We start from the raw sequence: 16061 nt of genomic DNA, 5'->3' as shown, positions 1-16061 counted from the left end.
GCATGACCGACGAGACTCGCCGCGAGGTCGAGGCCGTCTGGCGCATCGAAGGCATCCGGATCGTCGCATCCGTCGCCAAGAAGACCGGCGATCTCGGCCTCGCCGAGGACGTCGCGCACGATGCCGTGCTCGAGGCGCTGCGCGCGTGGCCCGCCACAGGTGTCCCCAGCAATCCAGGCGCCTGGCTGACCGCGGTCGCCAAGCGTCGCGCGATCGACACGTGGCGCCGGCGCGGCGCGCTGGATGACCGGTACCGGCAGATCGCGCACTCGTTGGACGCGGCATCCGACGACGAATGGATGCCGATCGACGACGACGTGCTCCGCCTCGTCTTCACCGCGTGTCACCCCGTCCTCTCGCGCGAATCGCAGGTCGCGCTGACGCTCCGGGTCGTGGCGGGGCTGTCGACCGACGAGATCGCGCGCATGATGCTCACGAGCGTCCCGACCGTGCAGGCGCGCATCACCCGGGCGAAGAAGTCGCTCGCGGCCGCGAATGTGCCGTTCGAGACGCCGGATCCGTCGGAGTGGAAAGCGCGGCTGACGGCGGTCCTCGGGGTGATCTACCTCGTCTTCACCGAGGGCTATGCCGCGACCGGGGGCGACCGGTGGGTGCGGCCGGATCTCGCCGATGAGGCGATCCGCCTCGGCCGAACGGTATCCGTGCTGCTGCCGCACGAACCCGAACCGATCGCGCTGGTTGCGCTCATGGAGTTCCAGCGCTCGCGGTTCGCGGCGCGCGAGGAGCGCGACGGGACACCGGTGCTCCTGGCAGACCAGGACCGCCGCCGCTGGGACCACGGCCAGATCGCGCGCGCGAACCTGCTGCTCGCCCGCGCGGACGCCGCCGCGGCTGCGCGTCGTGTCGGGCGCGGCGCCTACGCGCTGCAGGCGGCGATCGCGCAGTGCCACGCGATCGCGCCGAGTGTGGAGGAGACCGACTGGGCGCGGATCGTGCTGCTGTACGACGTCCTCGGCCGCATCGCGCCGAACCCGATCGTGGAGCTCAACCGTGCGGTCGCGGTGTCGATGGCGTCGGGCCCGGCAGAAGCCCTGGCGATCGTCGACGCTCTCGAGCAGTCCGGCGCGCTGCCGGGCTCGCACCTCGTGCCGAGCGTGCGCGGCGAACTGCTCTCGCGTCTCGGTCGCGCGGACGAGGCCCGGTCGGAGCTGCTGACGGCCGCGGCGCTCACCGCGAACGAGGCCCAGCGGCAGGTGCTCACCGCGAAAGCGGACGCCCTGCGCGGGTGACGTGTCCTCCCTCTCCATTATCCCGCGCGGAGGGGGGCTTGCGGCAAGACCCCCTCCTCGCGCGAGAATCGCAGGTCGCGCGGGTAATCCGTGCGCCAGACAAGGGGGCCGGATGCCGCACTCCACCGAGACCGACGAGATCTTCGCCCTGCCGCCGCGGCTGCATGCCAAGGCGACCGATGCGCTGATCGGAGACGATCGGAGGCACTTCGCCCGCGTCGCAGCCGCTCTTGCCCAGACCCGCGCGGACGCGGAGGTCCGGCTCGCCGCGGCGCGTCGGGCGCCTGCCGGCTCCGGACAGCGGGCACTCGAGCGCGACCTCGACGTGCAGCGACTCAGCGCACGCGCGCGGGTGCTCGGTCGCTTCGGCGTCGACGTGTGCATCGGCAAGATGGTCGATGTCGAGGGCCGCGCCTCGTACATCGGCCGGTTCGGCCTGGCCGATGACGACGAGGACCGGCTGCTGACGGATTGGCGGGCGCCGGCATCCGAGCCGTTCTTCGCCGCGAGCGTGCTGCACCCCATGGGGCTCGCGCTGCGGCGGCGCTACCGATGGAGCGGCGGGCGCATCGTCGACTACTGGGACGAGGTGTTCGCAGCGGACGGCGTCGATCACTCGGCGGCGCTGGATGACGAGTCCGCCTTCATCGCGAGCCTCGGAGCGAGTCGGTCGGCGAAGATGCGCGATGTGCTCGCGACGATCCAGACCGATCAGGACGCGATCATCCGGGCGGGCGCCCGCGGTGCTCGCATCGTCGACGGCGGTCCCGGGACGGGCAAGACCGTCGTCGCCCTGCACCGGGCGGCGTACCTGCTGTACGCGGATCCGACGCTCGCCGGGGCCGGCGGCCTGCTGTTCGTCGGGCCGCACCGGCCGTACGTCGACTACGTCGACGACGTGCTGCCGGGCCTCGGGGAGGACGGTGCCCTCGTATGCGCGATCGGCGATCTCGTGCCGGACGCGGGTCCGGTCGGACGCGAGGAGGATCCGGCCGTACGGAGAGCGAAGGAGAGTGCCGTGCTCGTCGACGGGATCGAGGCGGCGGTGCGGCTGTGGCAGCGGCCGCCCGGTCGTACGCTCGCGATCGACACCGCCTGGGGCGATGTCGTCATCGGTCCCGCGGAGTGGGAGGAGATCTTCGAGGCCGATGACGGCGCCGCGCACAACACCGTCCGCGCGCAGGCGTGGGAGCGGCTGATCGACCTGCTCACGGAGCGCGTCGACGACCTCGCAACGCCGGCCGACGACCGGTGGAGCGACGGATGGGGCGACGCGTCGCGGCCTCGGGAGCGCGACTTCGACGCGTACGGACGGGATGCCGGGCAGGAGGAGTCCGTGCGCGAGGCGCTCGAGAGCGACGAGGCGATACGTGCGGCGTTCGACCGGATGTGGCCGCTGCTGGACCCGGACGCGCTGCTGCGGGGACTCCTGTCGTCGGCCGACATGCTGCGACGATGCGCGCCCGGGCTCGGGGAGGCCGGCATCCGCGCGCTCGTCGACGCACCGGCGGCGTGGACCGACGTCGACGGACCGCTGCGGGATGCCGCCCGCTTCGCCGTCGGAGACCCGCACGCGCACGTGCGGGCGGAGCGGGCGCGGCGCGAGGCGGCTGCGGAGGAGCGCGTGCGGGCGGACGTCATCGGCGATCTGATCGCCGCCGACGACGGCGACCTGAAGATCATGTCGATGCTGCGCGGGCAGGATCTGCGCCGGACGCTCGCCCGCCGCGACGCGGCGCCCGATGACGTGCTCGCCGGGCCGTTCGGGCACATCGTGGTCGATGAGGCGCAGGAGCTCACCGAGGCGCAGTGGCGAATGGTGCTGCGGCGGTGTCCGTCGCGGAGCCTCACGATCGTCGGCGACCGGGCGCAGGCCCGCGCGGGATTCGCAGAGTCGTGGACCGAGCGCCTGTCGCGCATCGGCGTCGACCGGGTCACGGTGTCCACGCTCGGCGTGAACTACCGCACCCCCGAAGAGGTGATGGAGGTCGCGGGGCCGGTCATCCGCGCCGCGCTGCCGGACGCGAATGTGCCGGTCTCGATCCGCCGGACGGGGGTGCCGGTGCGGCGCGCTCGCCGCGACGAGCTGTCGGCCATCCTCGACGCGTGGGAGGAGCGGTCGCCGGACGGCACGGCGGTCGTGATCGGGGATGCCGACGCCTCACCGCGCGAACGGGTGCGCGTGCTCACGCCCGAGCTGGTCAAGGGCCTCGAGTTCGATCTCGTCGTGCTCGTGGATCCGGAGTCGTTCGGCCCGGGTCTGACCGGCGCGGTCGACCGGTACGTGTCGATGACGCGCGCGACCCAGCAGCTCGTGCTGCTGTCCTGACCGTCAGGCGAACGCGACGTACGGGCCGGGCTTGTCGGGTTCGATGAACCGGAAGGCCGGCGTCAGGCCCGCCCGTTCGAGGAGTCCGACCTGGTGGGTGAAGAGCTCGTTCGTCACGAACACCGTCCGCGGGGTCTTCCACTCGTCGCGGAACCACGGCCGCAGTGCCGCGAGCAGCCGCGCGTCCATCCCGGTCGCGGCGCGGCTCGCCCGGACCCAGAAGTAGACGACGGCATCCTGCTCGAGCCAGACTTCTCCGGCCAGCGGGGTGACCGTCGCCTGCGCGAGGAACGACGCCGTCGGGGCGAAGACGTAGACGCATCCCAGGCACTCGGAGTCCGACGGATCGACGACCGTGAACGTGAAGGCGCGGCCCTCGGCGTGCCGGCGCTCGAGGTCGACGAGGTCCTCGCGGTTCGCATCGATGGTGAAATCGTCCGCCGGCCAGGTCGACTGCTCCCACACGCGCAGATCGGCGCGCGTCTCCATCACCGCCGCGTGGTCGCGCGCGGCGTCCGCGGCGGTGATCGGGCGCAGGACGAACTCTTCGGTCGCCAAGGATCTCGGGACGATCGGGAACGGCATCCGACCACCCTCGCACGTTCGGCACTCAGACGGTTCTCAGGAAGAGGCCCATTCGGGCGCATAGAATCGTCGGACCAAGGGGAGTACTCCGACACGGCCGGCTCGTCACTACGGATGCGATCGCATCCCGGGCCCCCGGTCCTCGATCTCGAGGATGGAGAAGACCTTGGCGCTGAATCGTCAACGCCAAGGATGGGAACCCCTGCTGTGAACGTCACTCCGCTCGTCTGGATCATCACGATCGCGGTCACGATCGCCTTCTTCGTCTACGAGTTCTACGCGCACGTCCGCAAGCCCCACGAGCCGTCCATCGGCGAATCGGCGCGCTGGTCGGCCTTCTACATCGGCCTCGCGCTGCTGTTCGGCGTGGGCATCGGCATGGTCTCCGGCTGGACCTACGGCGGCGAGTACTTCGCCGGCTACCTTACCGAGAAGGCCCTGTCGATCGACAACCTCTTCGTCTTCCTGATCGTCATGGCCGGCTTCGCCGTGCCGAAGATCTACCAGCAGAAGGTGCTGATGATCGGCATCGTGATCGCGCTCATCATGCGCGGCGCGTTCATCGCCGTCGGTGCCGCACTCATCGAGAACTTCTCGTGGGTGTTCTGGATCTTCGGCGGTCTGCTGCTGTTCCTCGCCTACCGCCAGGCGTTCGCGCACGGCGAGTCCGACCCCGCGAACGGCAAGTTCATGCGGTTCGTGCGCCGCCACCTGCCGGTCAGCGACGAGTACAACGGCGACAAGCTCACCGTCGTGAAGGACGGCCGCCGCTTCGTCACGCCGATGCTCCTCGTGATCGTCGCGATCGGCTTCGTCGACCTGATCTTCGCCGTCGACTCGATCCCCGCGATCTACGGACTCACGAATGAGGCGTACATCGTGTTCACCGCGAACGCCTTCGCTCTCATGGGGCTGCGCCAGCTGTTCTTCCTCATCGGCGGGCTGCTCGAGCGCCTCGTGTACCTCGCACAGGGACTCGCGGTCATCCTCGCCTTCATCGGCGTGAAGCTGCTCATCCACGCGCTGCACAAGAACGAGCTGCCGTTCATCAACGGCGGGGAGCCCTGGAAGGTCATCCCCGAGATCCCGATCTGGGTCTCGCTCCTGTTCATCGCCGGCACGATCGCCGTCGCAACCGTCGCGAGCCTGATCAAGACCCGCAAGGACCGCATCCGCGAGCCCGAAGAGGTCACCGAGCAGATCGCCGAAGCGCGCGACCCGCGCTAGCCGTCTGCAGAACTCCACGGATCCGAGCCGTCCGGGCCGGATCGCGCCGCAGATCGGCGCCGACGCTACCGGATCCGTGGAGTTCTGCATCCCTTCCCCGCCCACCTCGTTCACCGACCAAGGAGACCCCGTGAACACCGCGCGCCGAACCGACGCGTCCGCCGACCCCGATAGACCCGGTGCCGGGATGACCCCCGGCGCCACCGGATCGGAGCATGGCCGATGACCGCCGACCTGCTGTGGAACATCGGCCTGGTGATCCTGTTCGTCCTGATCGGCGGCGTCTTCGCCGCGACCGAGATGGCCCTCGTGACGCTGCGCGAGAGCCAGATCAACGCGATCTCGGCCCGCGGTCGCCGGGGCCGGAAGGTCGCGGATCTGGCCCGCAACCCCAACACGTTCCTCTCGGCGGTGCAGATCGGCGTGACCGTCGCCGGGTTCGCCTCGGCGGCGTACGGCGCGACCTCGATCGCGCCGTCCGTCGCGCCGCTGTTCGTCTGGCTCGGCGCCGCGGAGCCGCTGGCGCTGACGCTGGCGACCCTCGTGCTCACCCTGCTGATCGCCTACCTCTCGCTCGTGCTCGGCGAGCTCGTCCCCAAGCGCCTCGCGATCCAGCGCAACGCGCAGTTCGCGTACGCGATCGCGCCGGTGCTCGACGGCTTCGCCACCGTCATGAAGCCGGTCATCTGGCTGCTGTCGGTGTCGACGAACGCGCTCGTGCGCCTGCTCGGCGGCGATCCGCACAAGACCGCCGACGAGATGAGCGACGAGGAGATCCGCGACATCGTCGCGAGCCACCAGGGTCTTCCGGAGGACGAGCGCCGCATCCTCGATGACGTCCTGTCCCTCCGCGGCCGTCAGATCAGCGAGGTCATGCGACCGCGCCCGGAGGTCGTCGCGCTCGACGAGACCGCGACGATCGCCGACGCCCTGGTGCAGGTGCGCGATCTGCCGTTCTCGCGGTTCCCGGTGTCGGATCGCTCGATCGACGACATCACCGGTTTCGTCCACGTGCGCGATCTGTTCGAAGCGGACGACCCGGGCGCGCCGATCCAGCGGATCGCGCGGCCGATCGCGTACGTGCCGGCGACCGCGCGCGTGCTGCCCACGCTGACCCGCCTGCGCGCCGGCGGACATCAGATCGCCGTCGTCGTCGACGAATACGGCGGCACCGACGGCATCGTGACGCTCGAGGACCTCGTGGAGGAGGTGGTCGGCGAGATCTTCGACGAGTACGACACCGCCGCCGACCCGGCGACCTCCGGCGGCGAGGTGGACGGACGGTTGAACCTGCAGGACTTCGAAGAGCTCACCGGCCTCCAGCTGCCGCGCGGCGCGTCCGACACGATCGCGGGCTTCGTCGTGGAGCAGCTCGGACGGCTCGCCGTCGTCGGCGACACGATCGAGGTCGAGGGCGGGACGATCCAGGTCACCGAGCTGGATCGGCGCCGCATCGCCGCCGTGCGGGTGGCGCACCGGGCTCCGGTCGCTGAGGACGCCGCCGGCTGACCCAGCCCGCGTGTGCACAACTCCTCTGATCTCGGCCGATCCGGGTGGATTCCGGCTGTCCAGCCCCTTCCGCGTCGGAATCCGAGGAGTTGTGCACGGCCGCGCGCGCTGACCCGGGCGACCGGCAGTCTGGGTACGCTCGAAACCCACGCCGCGCATGAGGAGGCCGGATGACCCGCACGGTCCGCACGGACGCCGTGACCGCCGTCGTGCTCGGGACCACCGCCGTCGTCGTGCTCGTCGTCGGACAGGCGAAGCCCTGGCTCGCGCTTCCGGTGACCGCGACCTTCGCGCGCCCGCCCGAAGCGCCGGTGCGCTCGTCTGCGGAGCTCGCGCTCGCCGGGGCATCGGTCCCGGTCGCCGACGTCCAGCTGCCGGCCGCCGTCGCCGTCCTCCTGCTCTTCCTCGCGGTGATGCGCCTGCTCTCGCTCGTCCCGACAGTCCGCATCCGACGCGGGCGGGCGAGGGATGCCGACCACCACGCGTCCCGCTGGATCGAGTACTCTCAGGTGGGCGGCGTCGTCACGTTCCTGGTCGCCCAGCTCAACGGCATCACCGAGGTGACCTCGCTCGTGCCGCTCTACGCACTCGGCGCGACCGGTGGGCTCTTGCTGTCGCTGCACGACCGGCGGACCGCGACCGGACGCGCGGGCCTCTGGGCCTTCGGCTTCGGGTCCGCCGTGGCCGTGGCCGTGGTGCCGTGGGGCGTGATCGCGTTCGCGCAGATCGGCGGGACGATCGTCGGCGTGGGGGTCGGCATCCCGACCCGGATCATCACGATCGCGGCCCTGCTCGCGATCGCGGCGGTGTGGGTGGGGGTGTGGGCCCTCGGACGGGGAGAGCGCTCGCCCGAGGTCGGCGGGCGCGTCGACCGGATGCTGGCCCTCACGATTCCGCTCGCGCCGCTCGTCCTGACCGTCGCGGTGCTGGTCGGGTGACGGCGATGACGCTCAGCTCGGACGCCCCGGCCCTGCCCGGGCGTGCGGTGATCGCGCAGCGGTGGAGCGGCGCGGTGTTCGTGCACTGGCGCGTGCCGCCGGAGACGGTGGAGAGGATGCTGCCGCACGGGGTGCGCCCGGACACGTTCGACGGGTCCGCGTGGGTCGGGCTCGTGCCGTTCGTGCTGTCGGACTTCCGCTTCCTGCCGCTCCCCACCGTGCCGCTCCTCGGCACATTCGCCGAGATCAACGTCCGCACGTACGGCATCGATGATGCCGGGCGACGGAGTGTCGTCTTCCGCACTCTCGAGGCCGAGCACCTGCTCCCCGTGCTGGCGGCGCGTGTCCTGTTCGGCCTGCCGTACCGCTGGGCGCGCATCGGCGTGCGTGCGAGCGATGACGTGATCGAGTACCGGTCGCGCCGTCGCCGCGTCGACGGGCGCGCGACCGGCCCCGGCACCCGGATCGCCGTCCGGGTGGGTGACACCCCTGTCGACACCCCGCTCTCGCGCTTCTTGACCGCCCGCTGGGGCTTCCACGAGACGCACCTCGGTCGCACGCGGTGGGCGGCGAACGAGCACCCGGCGTGGCCTCTCGTGGATGCCGACCTCCTCGCCCTCTCCGACGACCTCGTCTTCGACGCCGGGTTCGGCGAACTCGCCGGCAGGGCTCCCGATTCGGTGCTGGCGATGCCGGCCCGGCACCCGGGATTCCTCACGAGCTTCGCCGCGCCCGTCATCGTCCCGACCTCGAAAGGACACCGATGATCACCGTCGTCGAGACCGTGCAGATCGCCCACCCCGCCGAAGGGGTGTTCGCCTTCATCGCCGAGCCCACCAACCGGCCGCGATGGGACGAGACCGTCGTGTCGGAGGAACTGACCTCGGATCCTCCGCTGCGCGCCGGCAGCACGCTGCGCTCGCAGCTGCGGGCGATGGGACGGGAGGTGGAGTTCCACTGGCGCGTCACGGCCTACGAGCCGCCGCGGCTCATGTCCTTCGTGAGCACCGAGGGGCCGCTGGAGACGTCGCTGGTGCTCCAGCTGGCGGCGTCCGAGCAGACGACGCTGCTGACGGCGACGATCGAGGCGACCCCGTCGGGGATGATGCGGCTGTTCGAACCGGTGATCGGCGAGGGCGTGCGCAACAACCTCGCGACCGGGCTGGAGCGGATGAAGGCGCTGCTGGAGGCCTAGAGCACGATCACCGTCGTACCCGCTGCGGTCGACGGCGCGGACATCGCGACGAGCGCGGCGGGGGCCTCATCGAGGGTGATCGTGCGCCCAAGAAGGGCGGCAGGATCGAGGATGCCGCGCGCGATCTCATCGAGCATCGCCGGGTACTCGTGCGCGGACATGCCGTGGCTGCCGAGCAGTTCGAGTTCGAGCGCCAGGATGCGGCCGAGGTCGACCGAGGGGTCGGCGTCCCGGCCGGCGAGGAGCCCGACCTGGACGTGCCGACCGCCGGGGCGCAGGCAGCCGAGCCCGTGCCGCACGAGCTCGGCGCGGCCGATCGCCTCGATCACGATGTGGGCGCCGCCCGAGGTCGCCGAGCGGAGGCGCTCGTCGAGGCCGGGTGCTGCGGCCTGCAGGAGCTCCGCCGCTCCGAGGCGCCCGGCGAGCTCGAGCGCCGCCGGAGACACGTCGACCGCGACGACACGTGCGCCGCGGGCGCGGGCGACGAGGATCGCCGCGAGACCGACGCCGCCGCATCCGAAGACCACGACCTCCTCGCCGGGCGCCACGCGCGCGCGGTTCGACACTGCGCGGTAGGCGGTGGCGAAGCGACAGCCGAGTCCTGCGGCGGTCGCGTCGTCGATCTCATCCGGCACCGCGACGAGGTTGATGTCGGCGTGATGCACGACGACGCGTTCGGCGAAGGAGCCGTCGCGGTCGAAACCCGCCTGGGTCTGCCGCGGACAGATGCTCTGACGGCCCTCGAGGCAGGTCGGGCACGTGCCGCACGCGTTCACGAACGGCGCGGTGACGCGCGCGCCCGGAGCCCAGTCCCGGACGTCCGCGCCGACGGACTCGACGACGCCGACGTATTCGTGTCCCGGAATATGGGGGAGAGCGACTGTCGAGTCGTGCCCCTGCCAGGCGTGCCAGTCGCTGCGGCACACGCCCGTCGCCGTCACGCGGATCACCGCCCCGTGCGCGGGAGGCGTGGGGTCGGCGACCTCGACGACGACGGGGGTGGCGGTGAAGGTCGAGAAGCGGACGGCTCGCATCCGGTCATCCTCGCACGGCGCGCGCGGGCGTCGCGGTCGGTCGGAGTCGCCCCGATCGGGCATCATGGCACGGTGGATGCTGAACTGCCGCGCGTGGTCGTGGTCGGTGCCGGCAGTGCAGGGTGTGTGCTGGCGGCGCGGATCGCCGATCGCTACGACGTCACGCTGATCGAGGCGGGCCGACCCGTGATGGCGGGACGCGCCGACCGGGCGCTCGACGCCGCGGTCGCGCACCCCGAGACCTGGGCGTTGCCCGCGCGACTCACCGACGACATCGCGGGCAGGGCGCGGCCCGGGCGAGCGGTCGGCGGGTCGTCCGTGGTCAACGGCGGGTACTGGCTGCTTCCCGATGCTGTCGACCTGGAGGCGTGGCATGACGCGGGCGGCGACGCATGGGATCCCGATCGGGTGCGGGCGGTGATGCGCGACCTCGGCGACCGGATGCAGGCCCACCCGTCGCCGGCGACGCACCCGGTAGCGCGTGCGTTCGCCGATGCGGCGGGCGGGAGCGCCGTGGCTGTGCCGACCACGATCGTCGGCGGTGCCCCCCGGACGGCGGCCGAGGCCTTCCTCGATGATCGCGTGCACGTGCGCAGCGACTGCCGGGTTCTGCGGGTCGTGTTCGCGGACGGCCGCGCGGTCGGCGTCGAGGTCGCGGACGCCGACGGCGAGCTGTCGGTGATCGACGCCGATGAGGTCGTGCTGTGCGCGGGCGCCTTCGGCACGGCGCGCCTGCTGCTCGCGTCCGGCCTCGGTCCCGCCGGAATGCTGCAGGTCGAGCCGGTCGTCGACCTGCCGGGTGTGGGCACCGGGTTCAGCGATCACCCCACGGTGTGGGTCGAGTGGATGCCGCGCCCCGGCGCCCCCGTTCCAGGCCCGCGTCCCGAGGACGAGCACGGAGCGTTCCCGGTCGCGCTGCGGATCGGCGCGGACGGGGGCGCGGGGGACGAAATCGAGATCCTCGCGTGCACACAGCCGCCCGCTCCCGAGCCGGATGCCCGCACGCTCGGGCTCATCGTCGGGCTGCAGCGCCCCCGCTCGCGCGGGACGGTGCGTCCGGCATCCGCTCACCCGCTCGCCGCACCCGCGATCGCGTACCACTACCTCCAGGACGAGGCTGATCGGGCCGCGTTGCGGCTCGGGGTGCGCCGCGCGGCTGGGATCCTCGCCGCACCGGCGTTCGCCGAGCTCGTGGAGGAGCTCGCCGACCTCGATCCGGCCACTCTGGACGATGATGCTCTGCTGGACGCGTGGATCGCCCTGCACCTGAGCAGCGCCGCGCATACGTGCGGCACCGCGCCGATGGGCGCCGCGGACGACCCGCTTGCGGTCGTGGACGGCGCCGGGTGGGTCCGGGGTGTGCCGGGTCTGCGCATCGCCGACGCGTCCGTGCTCCCCGTCGTGCCCTCGTGCGGGCCGGTCGCCGCAGTGATGGCCGTCGGCGCGATCGTCGCCGACCAGATGTAGCCCTCTGCCGCGCGCGAGAGGGCACGAATGCACCTCTCGCACGGCGTGTTGCCCTACAAAAGTGCCCTCTCGCGGGGAGCAGTCAGGCGCGGAGCGCGGCGAGCACTCGGCGCGCGACCCGGTCGCCCGAGACGAGGGCGCCCTGGATCGACGCGGTGTCCCGGTGGTCGCCGGCCACGAAGACACCCGGGGCGAGGCGGGCGGGCGAGGTCACCCGCAGCGGCGGATCCTGCGCGGGCAGGGCGTCGGGGATGTCGTCCCGGCGCAGCAGCCGCCAGTCGGCGACGCTCCGCCCCCAGATGAACGCGAGGTGCCGGCGCACTTCCGGCTCGGTCGCGCCGGGCATCAGGCAGGTCGCCTCGATCAGGTGCATGCCGGTCGGCGCATACGACGGCGCGGTGCGGGTCATCACCACCGTGTTCACGATGGGCCCGGACCGTACCCCGTCGACGCTGAGGAGAGCGGATGCCGAGGGCGGCGCTTCCGCTGCGAACCACCACGTCTGCAGGCCGCGCGTCCGCGGCCGCGGCACGTCGAGCAGGTCGGACACGGCATCCGGCCCCACCGCGACGACGACTGCCCGGGCCGTGCGGGGGTCCCCACCGTCCACCGACACCTCGACACCGCCCGGCTGGGCTCGGACGCCGTCCACCCGGCGATCGAGGCGGATGCCGCCCCCCGCCGCCCGCACGGCCTCGGCGAGCTGATCCGGCAGAGCGCGGATCCCCCGAGCCGGTACTCCGGGCCGGCCGAGGACGAACATCCGCACCAGGAGCTGCGCGAACGCGTCCGACGTCGCGCCGGAGTCGTCCGCGAGGACACCCGCGAGGAACGGCTCGAGCACTTCTGCGCGCAGCGCTCCGCGGAGCCCCGCGCGGTCCCACCCCTCGCGCAGCGACCGGTCTGTCCCGCGGAGCGCCGAACGCGGGCGCAGCATCACCGGGGCGATCCAGCGGGCCAGGGCGGCGGCATCCGGCACGCTCACCAGACCACTGCGCAGGGTCGGCACCACACGCCCGGGATGGCGCAGAGGGTGGTGCAGCTCAGTCACCCCGTGCGCGCGGCGCACGCGCACCCCGACCGGGAAGGACCGCATCTCCAGCGCATCGACGTCGACCCAGCGCCGGACCGCCGGATAGGCGGGGTTCAGCACCTGGAAGCCCCGGTCGAGCAGGAAGCCGTCGACGCGGTCGGTGCGCTGCCGACCGCCCACGTCGTCGGACCGCTCGAGCACCACGACGTCGACGCCCGCGGCGGCGAGCCGGACCGCGCAGCGAAGCCCCGCGAGCCCGGCACCGACGACGATCACCTCGTGTGCGTGCATGATGCTCACGATATGCCCGCACCGGCACATGCGGCCCGGCCTGGCAGGATGGTCCGATGCCCGACCACGACATCGTCGCCGCGATCACCGACGCGGCGCGCACGTCGGACCTCGAGGGCGTGCGGCTCATCGGGATCGACGGGCCGTCCGGCGCGGGCAAGTCCACGATCGCGCGCGCGGTCGCGCACGAACTGGACGCCCCGATCGTCGAGATCGACGACTTCGTCTCGTGGGGGAACTTCGCGGGCTGGTGGCCGAGATTCGACGCCGAGGTCGTCGAACCGCTTCTGGCCGGCCGCACGGCGCGATATCGGGTGCGCGACTGGCAGGGCGACGAGTTCGGCGACGGCCTCGCCGGATGGAAGAGCGTCGAGCCGGCGCCGTTCGTGATCTTCGAGGGCGTGACGTGCACGCGTCGCGCGATCGCGGACCGGCTCGCGGTGCGGGTGTGGGTCGACGCGCCCGCCGATGAGCGGATGCGGCGCGGCATCGCCCGCGACGGAGAGAGCCACCGTCACCTGTGGGAGCGGTGGATGCCGGAGGAGGCCGCGTTCTTCGCCGCCGACGGCACAGCCGCGCGCGCGGACGTCGTCGTGGACGGCACCGCGGGCGCCCGTGCCGCCGACGGCGCCCGCCGGACCTGACGCCGCCGGCACCGGCTGCCGGGTGCACCGCACGCCGTAGACTGGACGGCGTTCCCACACCCGCTCCGCAGCAGGAGATCCCGTGACGAAACCGTCCGCCACCCGCAGTTTCGAACTGCGCCACGTGCAGCTCGCACGTGCGGCGTTCGCGGCGATCGCGGCGATCATGGTGACCTTCTCCTCCGACCACTCCGCCGTGATCGGCCTGTCGATCTTCAGCGGCTTCGCGCTCGCGACAGGCCTCGTCCTCATCGCGGCCGGCTGGCTCGTCTACACGGTCGACACGCGCTGGCCGTCGGTGGCGGCCGGTTCGCTCTCGGTCATCGCGGGCCTCGCGGCCGGCGTCGCGCAGCTGCGCACCGACGCGATGTTCTTCGTGATCCTCATCTCCTGGGCGCTGCTGACCGGGTTGATCGAGGCGATCGTCGGCGCGCGCGGCCTGCGGGAGGCGAAGGCTCTGCCGAAGACGGCTGCCGCCCGCACGGCACCCCGCGACGGCATGACGGTCGGCATCCTGACCCTCGTCCTCGGCGTCGCGCTCATGTTCGTGCCCGGATTCCCGGCACTGCAGTACACGATCACCGAAGCCGATCAGACGTTCACGCTCACCGCGATCATCATCGGGGTCGGCCTGTTCGGCGGCTACGCGGCGATCCTCGCCGTGTACCTCGCGATCGCGGGACTCTCCCCGCGCCGCGCGGTCGATGCCGTGGACGCCGAGCCGCTTCCCGCCCCCGAACACGAGAGGGGCTCGGCATGACCGACGACAAGCCCACCCGCCGCGACCTCATGAAGCCCGTCCAGCTGCTCGGCCTCGCGTTCGGCTCGGCGCTGTTCGCCGGGATCGTCACGCTGGTCTCGATGGGCTTCTTCCAGCAGCGCGGCCCCGAGCAGGCGCCCGCCGCGCTTCAGCTCGCCCTGATCGTGGCCGGCATCACGTTCATCGTCGTGCTCGTGATGGTCGCCCTCATGCTCCTGGCGGTGGACCCGGCGCAGGTGAAGAAGCAGATCGACACTCCGGTGCTGCTGCCGAAGGACAAGCCGGCCGACGGCACGGGCCCGGACGCCGCGGGTTCGACGAAGCGCTGAGTCGCCCGTCCGCCTCGCGAGCCCGGCCCGGCCTCAGCGCGCTGCGACCTCGTCGACCAGCGCCGAGGCCAGGCCCGTATAGGTCGCGGGGGTCAGCGCGAGCAGGCGCTCCTTCGCGGCATCCCCGATGTCGAGGCCCCGGACGAATTCCGCGAGCTCCGGCGCGCCGACACGGCGGCCGCGCGTGAGGTCCTTCAGCAGCGCGTACGGGTCGGTGATCTGCGAGCGGCCGGCGGCGATCTCGGCGCGGACGACGGTCTGGATCGCTTCGGCGAGCACCTCCCAGTTGCCGTCGAGGTCGGCATCCAGCACCGGCTGCGCGAGGGCGATCTCGCCGAGGCCGCGCTGGAGGTTGTCCAGGGCGAGGAGCGAGTGGCCCAGGCCCACGCCGATGTTGCGCTGCGTCGTGGAGTCGGTGAGGTCGCGCTGCAGGCGCGAGGTCACGAGCGTCGCGGCGAGCGTCGCGAGCAGCCCGCCCGAGATCTCGAGGTTGGCCTCGGCGTTCTCGAAGCGGATCGGGTTGATCTTGTGCGGCATCGTCGAGGATCCGGTGGCGCCGGCGACCGGGATCTGCGAGAAGTAGCCGAGGGAGATGTAGGTCCACACATCCGTCGCGAGGTTGTGCAGGATGCCGCCCGCATGGCGCACGCGGTCGTAGAGCTCCACCTGCCAATCGTGCGATTCGATCTGGGTGGTCAGGACGTTGAATCCGATGCCGAGGCCCTCGATGAAGCGGCGCGACAGCTCGGGCCAGTCGACGTCGGGCTCGGCGGACAGGTGCGCCGACCATGTTCCGGTGGCCCCGGAGAACTTCGCCAGATACTCGGATGCCGCCACCTGCGCCGCGACGCGCTCGAGGCGCCAGACGAAGACCGCGAGCTCCTTGCCCATCGTGGTCGGAGTCGCGGGCTGGCCGTGCGTGCGGGAGAGCATCGCGGCGTCGCGGTGCTGCTCGGCCAGGCGACGGAGCGTGTCGATCACACCCTGCAGCTTCGGCAGCCACACCCGGGTCACGGCACGCTGGACCGTCAGGGCGTAGGAGGCGGAGTTGATGTCCTCGCTCGTGCACGCGAAGTGCGTGAGCTCGGCGATCCCGTCGAGTCCGAGGGCGGACAGCCGGTCGCGGACGAGGTATTCGACGGCCTTCACGTCGTGGCGCGTGACAGCTTCCTTCTCGGCGAGCCAGTCGATCTCGGCCTGCCCGAAGTCGCGGTAGAGCCCACGCAGGCTCTCCTTCTCGGCATCCGTCAGCGGGGACGTGCCGAACAGCGAGCGGTCCGTGAGCGCGATGAGCCACTCGACCTCGACCTCGACGCGGGCCCGGTTCAGGCCCGCCTCGGAGAGGTACTCGGAGAGGGCGCCCACGGCACCGACGTACCGGCCGTCGAGCGGGCTGAGCGGCTGCGGAGGGAGGGAGGTCACGAAAGGCGATCCTACCGGGCGGGCCTCCGCACGCCCCGGGCGGTGTTC

15 protein-coding genes are annotated in these 16061 nt (G+C 72.0%); 11 read left to right on the top strand and 4 right to left on the bottom strand.

Annotated elements, in window-relative coordinates:
* Nucleotides 1-2: 2 nt before the first annotated feature.
* Together AB0P18_RS01800 and helR are read left to right on the top strand one after the other, a co-directional pair.
* A complete protein-coding gene (locus tag AB0P18_RS01800) occupies nucleotides 3-1250 on the top strand; it encodes an RNA polymerase sigma factor (RefSeq protein WP_363358638.1) in 1248 nt (415 codons plus the stop codon).
* A 112-nt stretch (nucleotides 1251-1362) separates the two neighbouring features.
* Nucleotides 1363-3579, top strand: a complete 2217-nt coding sequence (gene helR, locus AB0P18_RS01795; protein WP_363358637.1) for an RNA polymerase recycling motor ATPase HelR — start codon at nucleotides 1363-1365, stop codon at nucleotides 3577-3579.
* 3 nt (nucleotides 3580-3582) lie between these two features.
* On the opposite strand, the gene AB0P18_RS01790 is transcribed toward helR, so the two are convergent.
* On the bottom strand, nucleotides 3583-4164 hold the full coding sequence (locus tag AB0P18_RS01790; RefSeq protein WP_363358636.1) for an N-acetyltransferase: 582 nt from the start codon (nucleotides 4162-4164) through the stop codon (nucleotides 3583-3585).
* Between the two features lie 207 nt (nucleotides 4165-4371).
* Here AB0P18_RS01790 and AB0P18_RS01785 point away from each other — a divergent pair, with 207 nt between their 5' ends.
* From AB0P18_RS01785 to AB0P18_RS01765, 5 genes are all read left to right on the top strand, one after another.
* Nucleotides 4372-5391, top strand: coding sequence for a TerC family protein (locus AB0P18_RS01785; protein ID WP_344050808.1), 1020 nt, complete (start codon nucleotides 4372-4374; stop codon nucleotides 5389-5391).
* A 222-nt stretch (nucleotides 5392-5613) separates the two neighbouring features.
* Nucleotides 5614-6900 (top strand): hemolysin family protein, encoded by a 1287-nt coding sequence (locus tag AB0P18_RS01780; protein WP_363358635.1) that lies wholly within the window; start codon nucleotides 5614-5616, stop codon nucleotides 6898-6900.
* A 170-nt stretch (nucleotides 6901-7070) separates the two neighbouring features.
* Nucleotides 7071-7838: a hypothetical protein gene (locus AB0P18_RS01775; RefSeq protein WP_363358634.1), complete on the top strand. Its 768-nt coding sequence runs from the start codon at nucleotides 7071-7073 to the stop codon at nucleotides 7836-7838.
* A gap of 5 nt (nucleotides 7839-7843) precedes the next feature.
* Nucleotides 7844-8605: a DUF2071 domain-containing protein gene (locus AB0P18_RS01770; RefSeq protein ID WP_363358633.1), complete on the top strand. Its 762-nt coding sequence runs from the start codon at nucleotides 7844-7846 to the stop codon at nucleotides 8603-8605.
* The gene (locus tag AB0P18_RS01765) at nucleotides 8602-9033 is read left to right on the top strand and encodes an SRPBCC family protein (protein ID WP_344050800.1); all 432 of its coding nucleotides are present in this window, start codon (nucleotides 8602-8604) and stop codon (nucleotides 9031-9033) included. Before AB0P18_RS01770 ends, AB0P18_RS01765 begins: the two co-directional genes overlap by 4 nt.
* Here the strand turns inward: AB0P18_RS01765 and AB0P18_RS01760 are convergent.
* Nucleotides 9030-10067: an alcohol dehydrogenase catalytic domain-containing protein gene (locus tag AB0P18_RS01760; protein ID WP_363358632.1), complete on the bottom strand. Its 1038-nt coding sequence runs from the start codon at nucleotides 10065-10067 to the stop codon at nucleotides 9030-9032. The genes AB0P18_RS01765 and AB0P18_RS01760 overlap by 4 nt on opposite strands.
* Nucleotides 10068-10139: 72 nt before the next feature.
* On the opposite strand from AB0P18_RS01760, the gene AB0P18_RS01755 reads away from it, so the two are divergent.
* Complete coding sequence (locus AB0P18_RS01755; RefSeq protein WP_363358631.1) at nucleotides 10140-11534, top strand: GMC oxidoreductase; 1395 nt, start codon at nucleotides 10140-10142, stop codon at nucleotides 11532-11534.
* Nucleotides 11535-11616: 82 nt separating this feature from the next.
* On the opposite strand, the gene AB0P18_RS01750 is transcribed toward AB0P18_RS01755, so the two are convergent.
* Nucleotides 11617-12858 (bottom strand): NAD(P)/FAD-dependent oxidoreductase, encoded by a 1242-nt coding sequence (locus tag AB0P18_RS01750; protein WP_363358629.1) that lies wholly within the window; start codon nucleotides 12856-12858, stop codon nucleotides 11617-11619.
* A gap of 56 nt (nucleotides 12859-12914) precedes the next feature.
* Here AB0P18_RS01750 and AB0P18_RS01745 point away from each other — a divergent pair, with 56 nt between their 5' ends.
* The 3 genes from AB0P18_RS01745 to AB0P18_RS01735 all read left to right on the top strand — a co-directional run bounded on the left by AB0P18_RS01745 (nucleotide 12915) and on the right by AB0P18_RS01735 (nucleotide 14591).
* Nucleotides 12915-13502, top strand: a complete 588-nt coding sequence (locus tag AB0P18_RS01745; protein WP_363358628.1) for an AAA family ATPase — start codon at nucleotides 12915-12917, stop codon at nucleotides 13500-13502.
* An 82-nt stretch (nucleotides 13503-13584) separates the two neighbouring features.
* Complete coding sequence (locus AB0P18_RS01740) at nucleotides 13585-14262, top strand: acyl-CoA synthetase (RefSeq protein WP_363358627.1); 678 nt, start codon at nucleotides 13585-13587, stop codon at nucleotides 14260-14262.
* Entirely contained in the window at nucleotides 14259-14591 is a 333-nt protein-coding gene (locus tag AB0P18_RS01735; protein ID WP_344050786.1) for an amino acid transporter, read from the top strand. The genes AB0P18_RS01740 and AB0P18_RS01735 overlap by 4 nt, the downstream gene beginning before the upstream one ends.
* 33 nt (nucleotides 14592-14624) lie before the next feature.
* Here the strand turns inward: AB0P18_RS01735 and purB are convergent, their stop codons facing one another.
* Nucleotides 14625-16013 carry an adenylosuccinate lyase gene (gene purB, locus AB0P18_RS01730; RefSeq protein ID WP_363358626.1) on the bottom strand — a complete coding sequence of 463 codons (1389 nt, stop codon included), beginning with the start codon at nucleotides 16011-16013 and terminating at the stop codon, nucleotides 14625-14627.
* Between the last annotated feature and the right edge of the window lie 48 nt (nucleotides 16014-16061).

The organism is Microbacterium sp. NPDC064584, from assembly GCF_040687315.1.
Classification (GTDB): Bacteria; Actinomycetota; Actinomycetes; order Actinomycetales; family Microbacteriaceae; genus Microbacterium; species Microbacterium lacus.
This window is presented reverse-complemented; position numbering and strand designations above follow the sequence as displayed.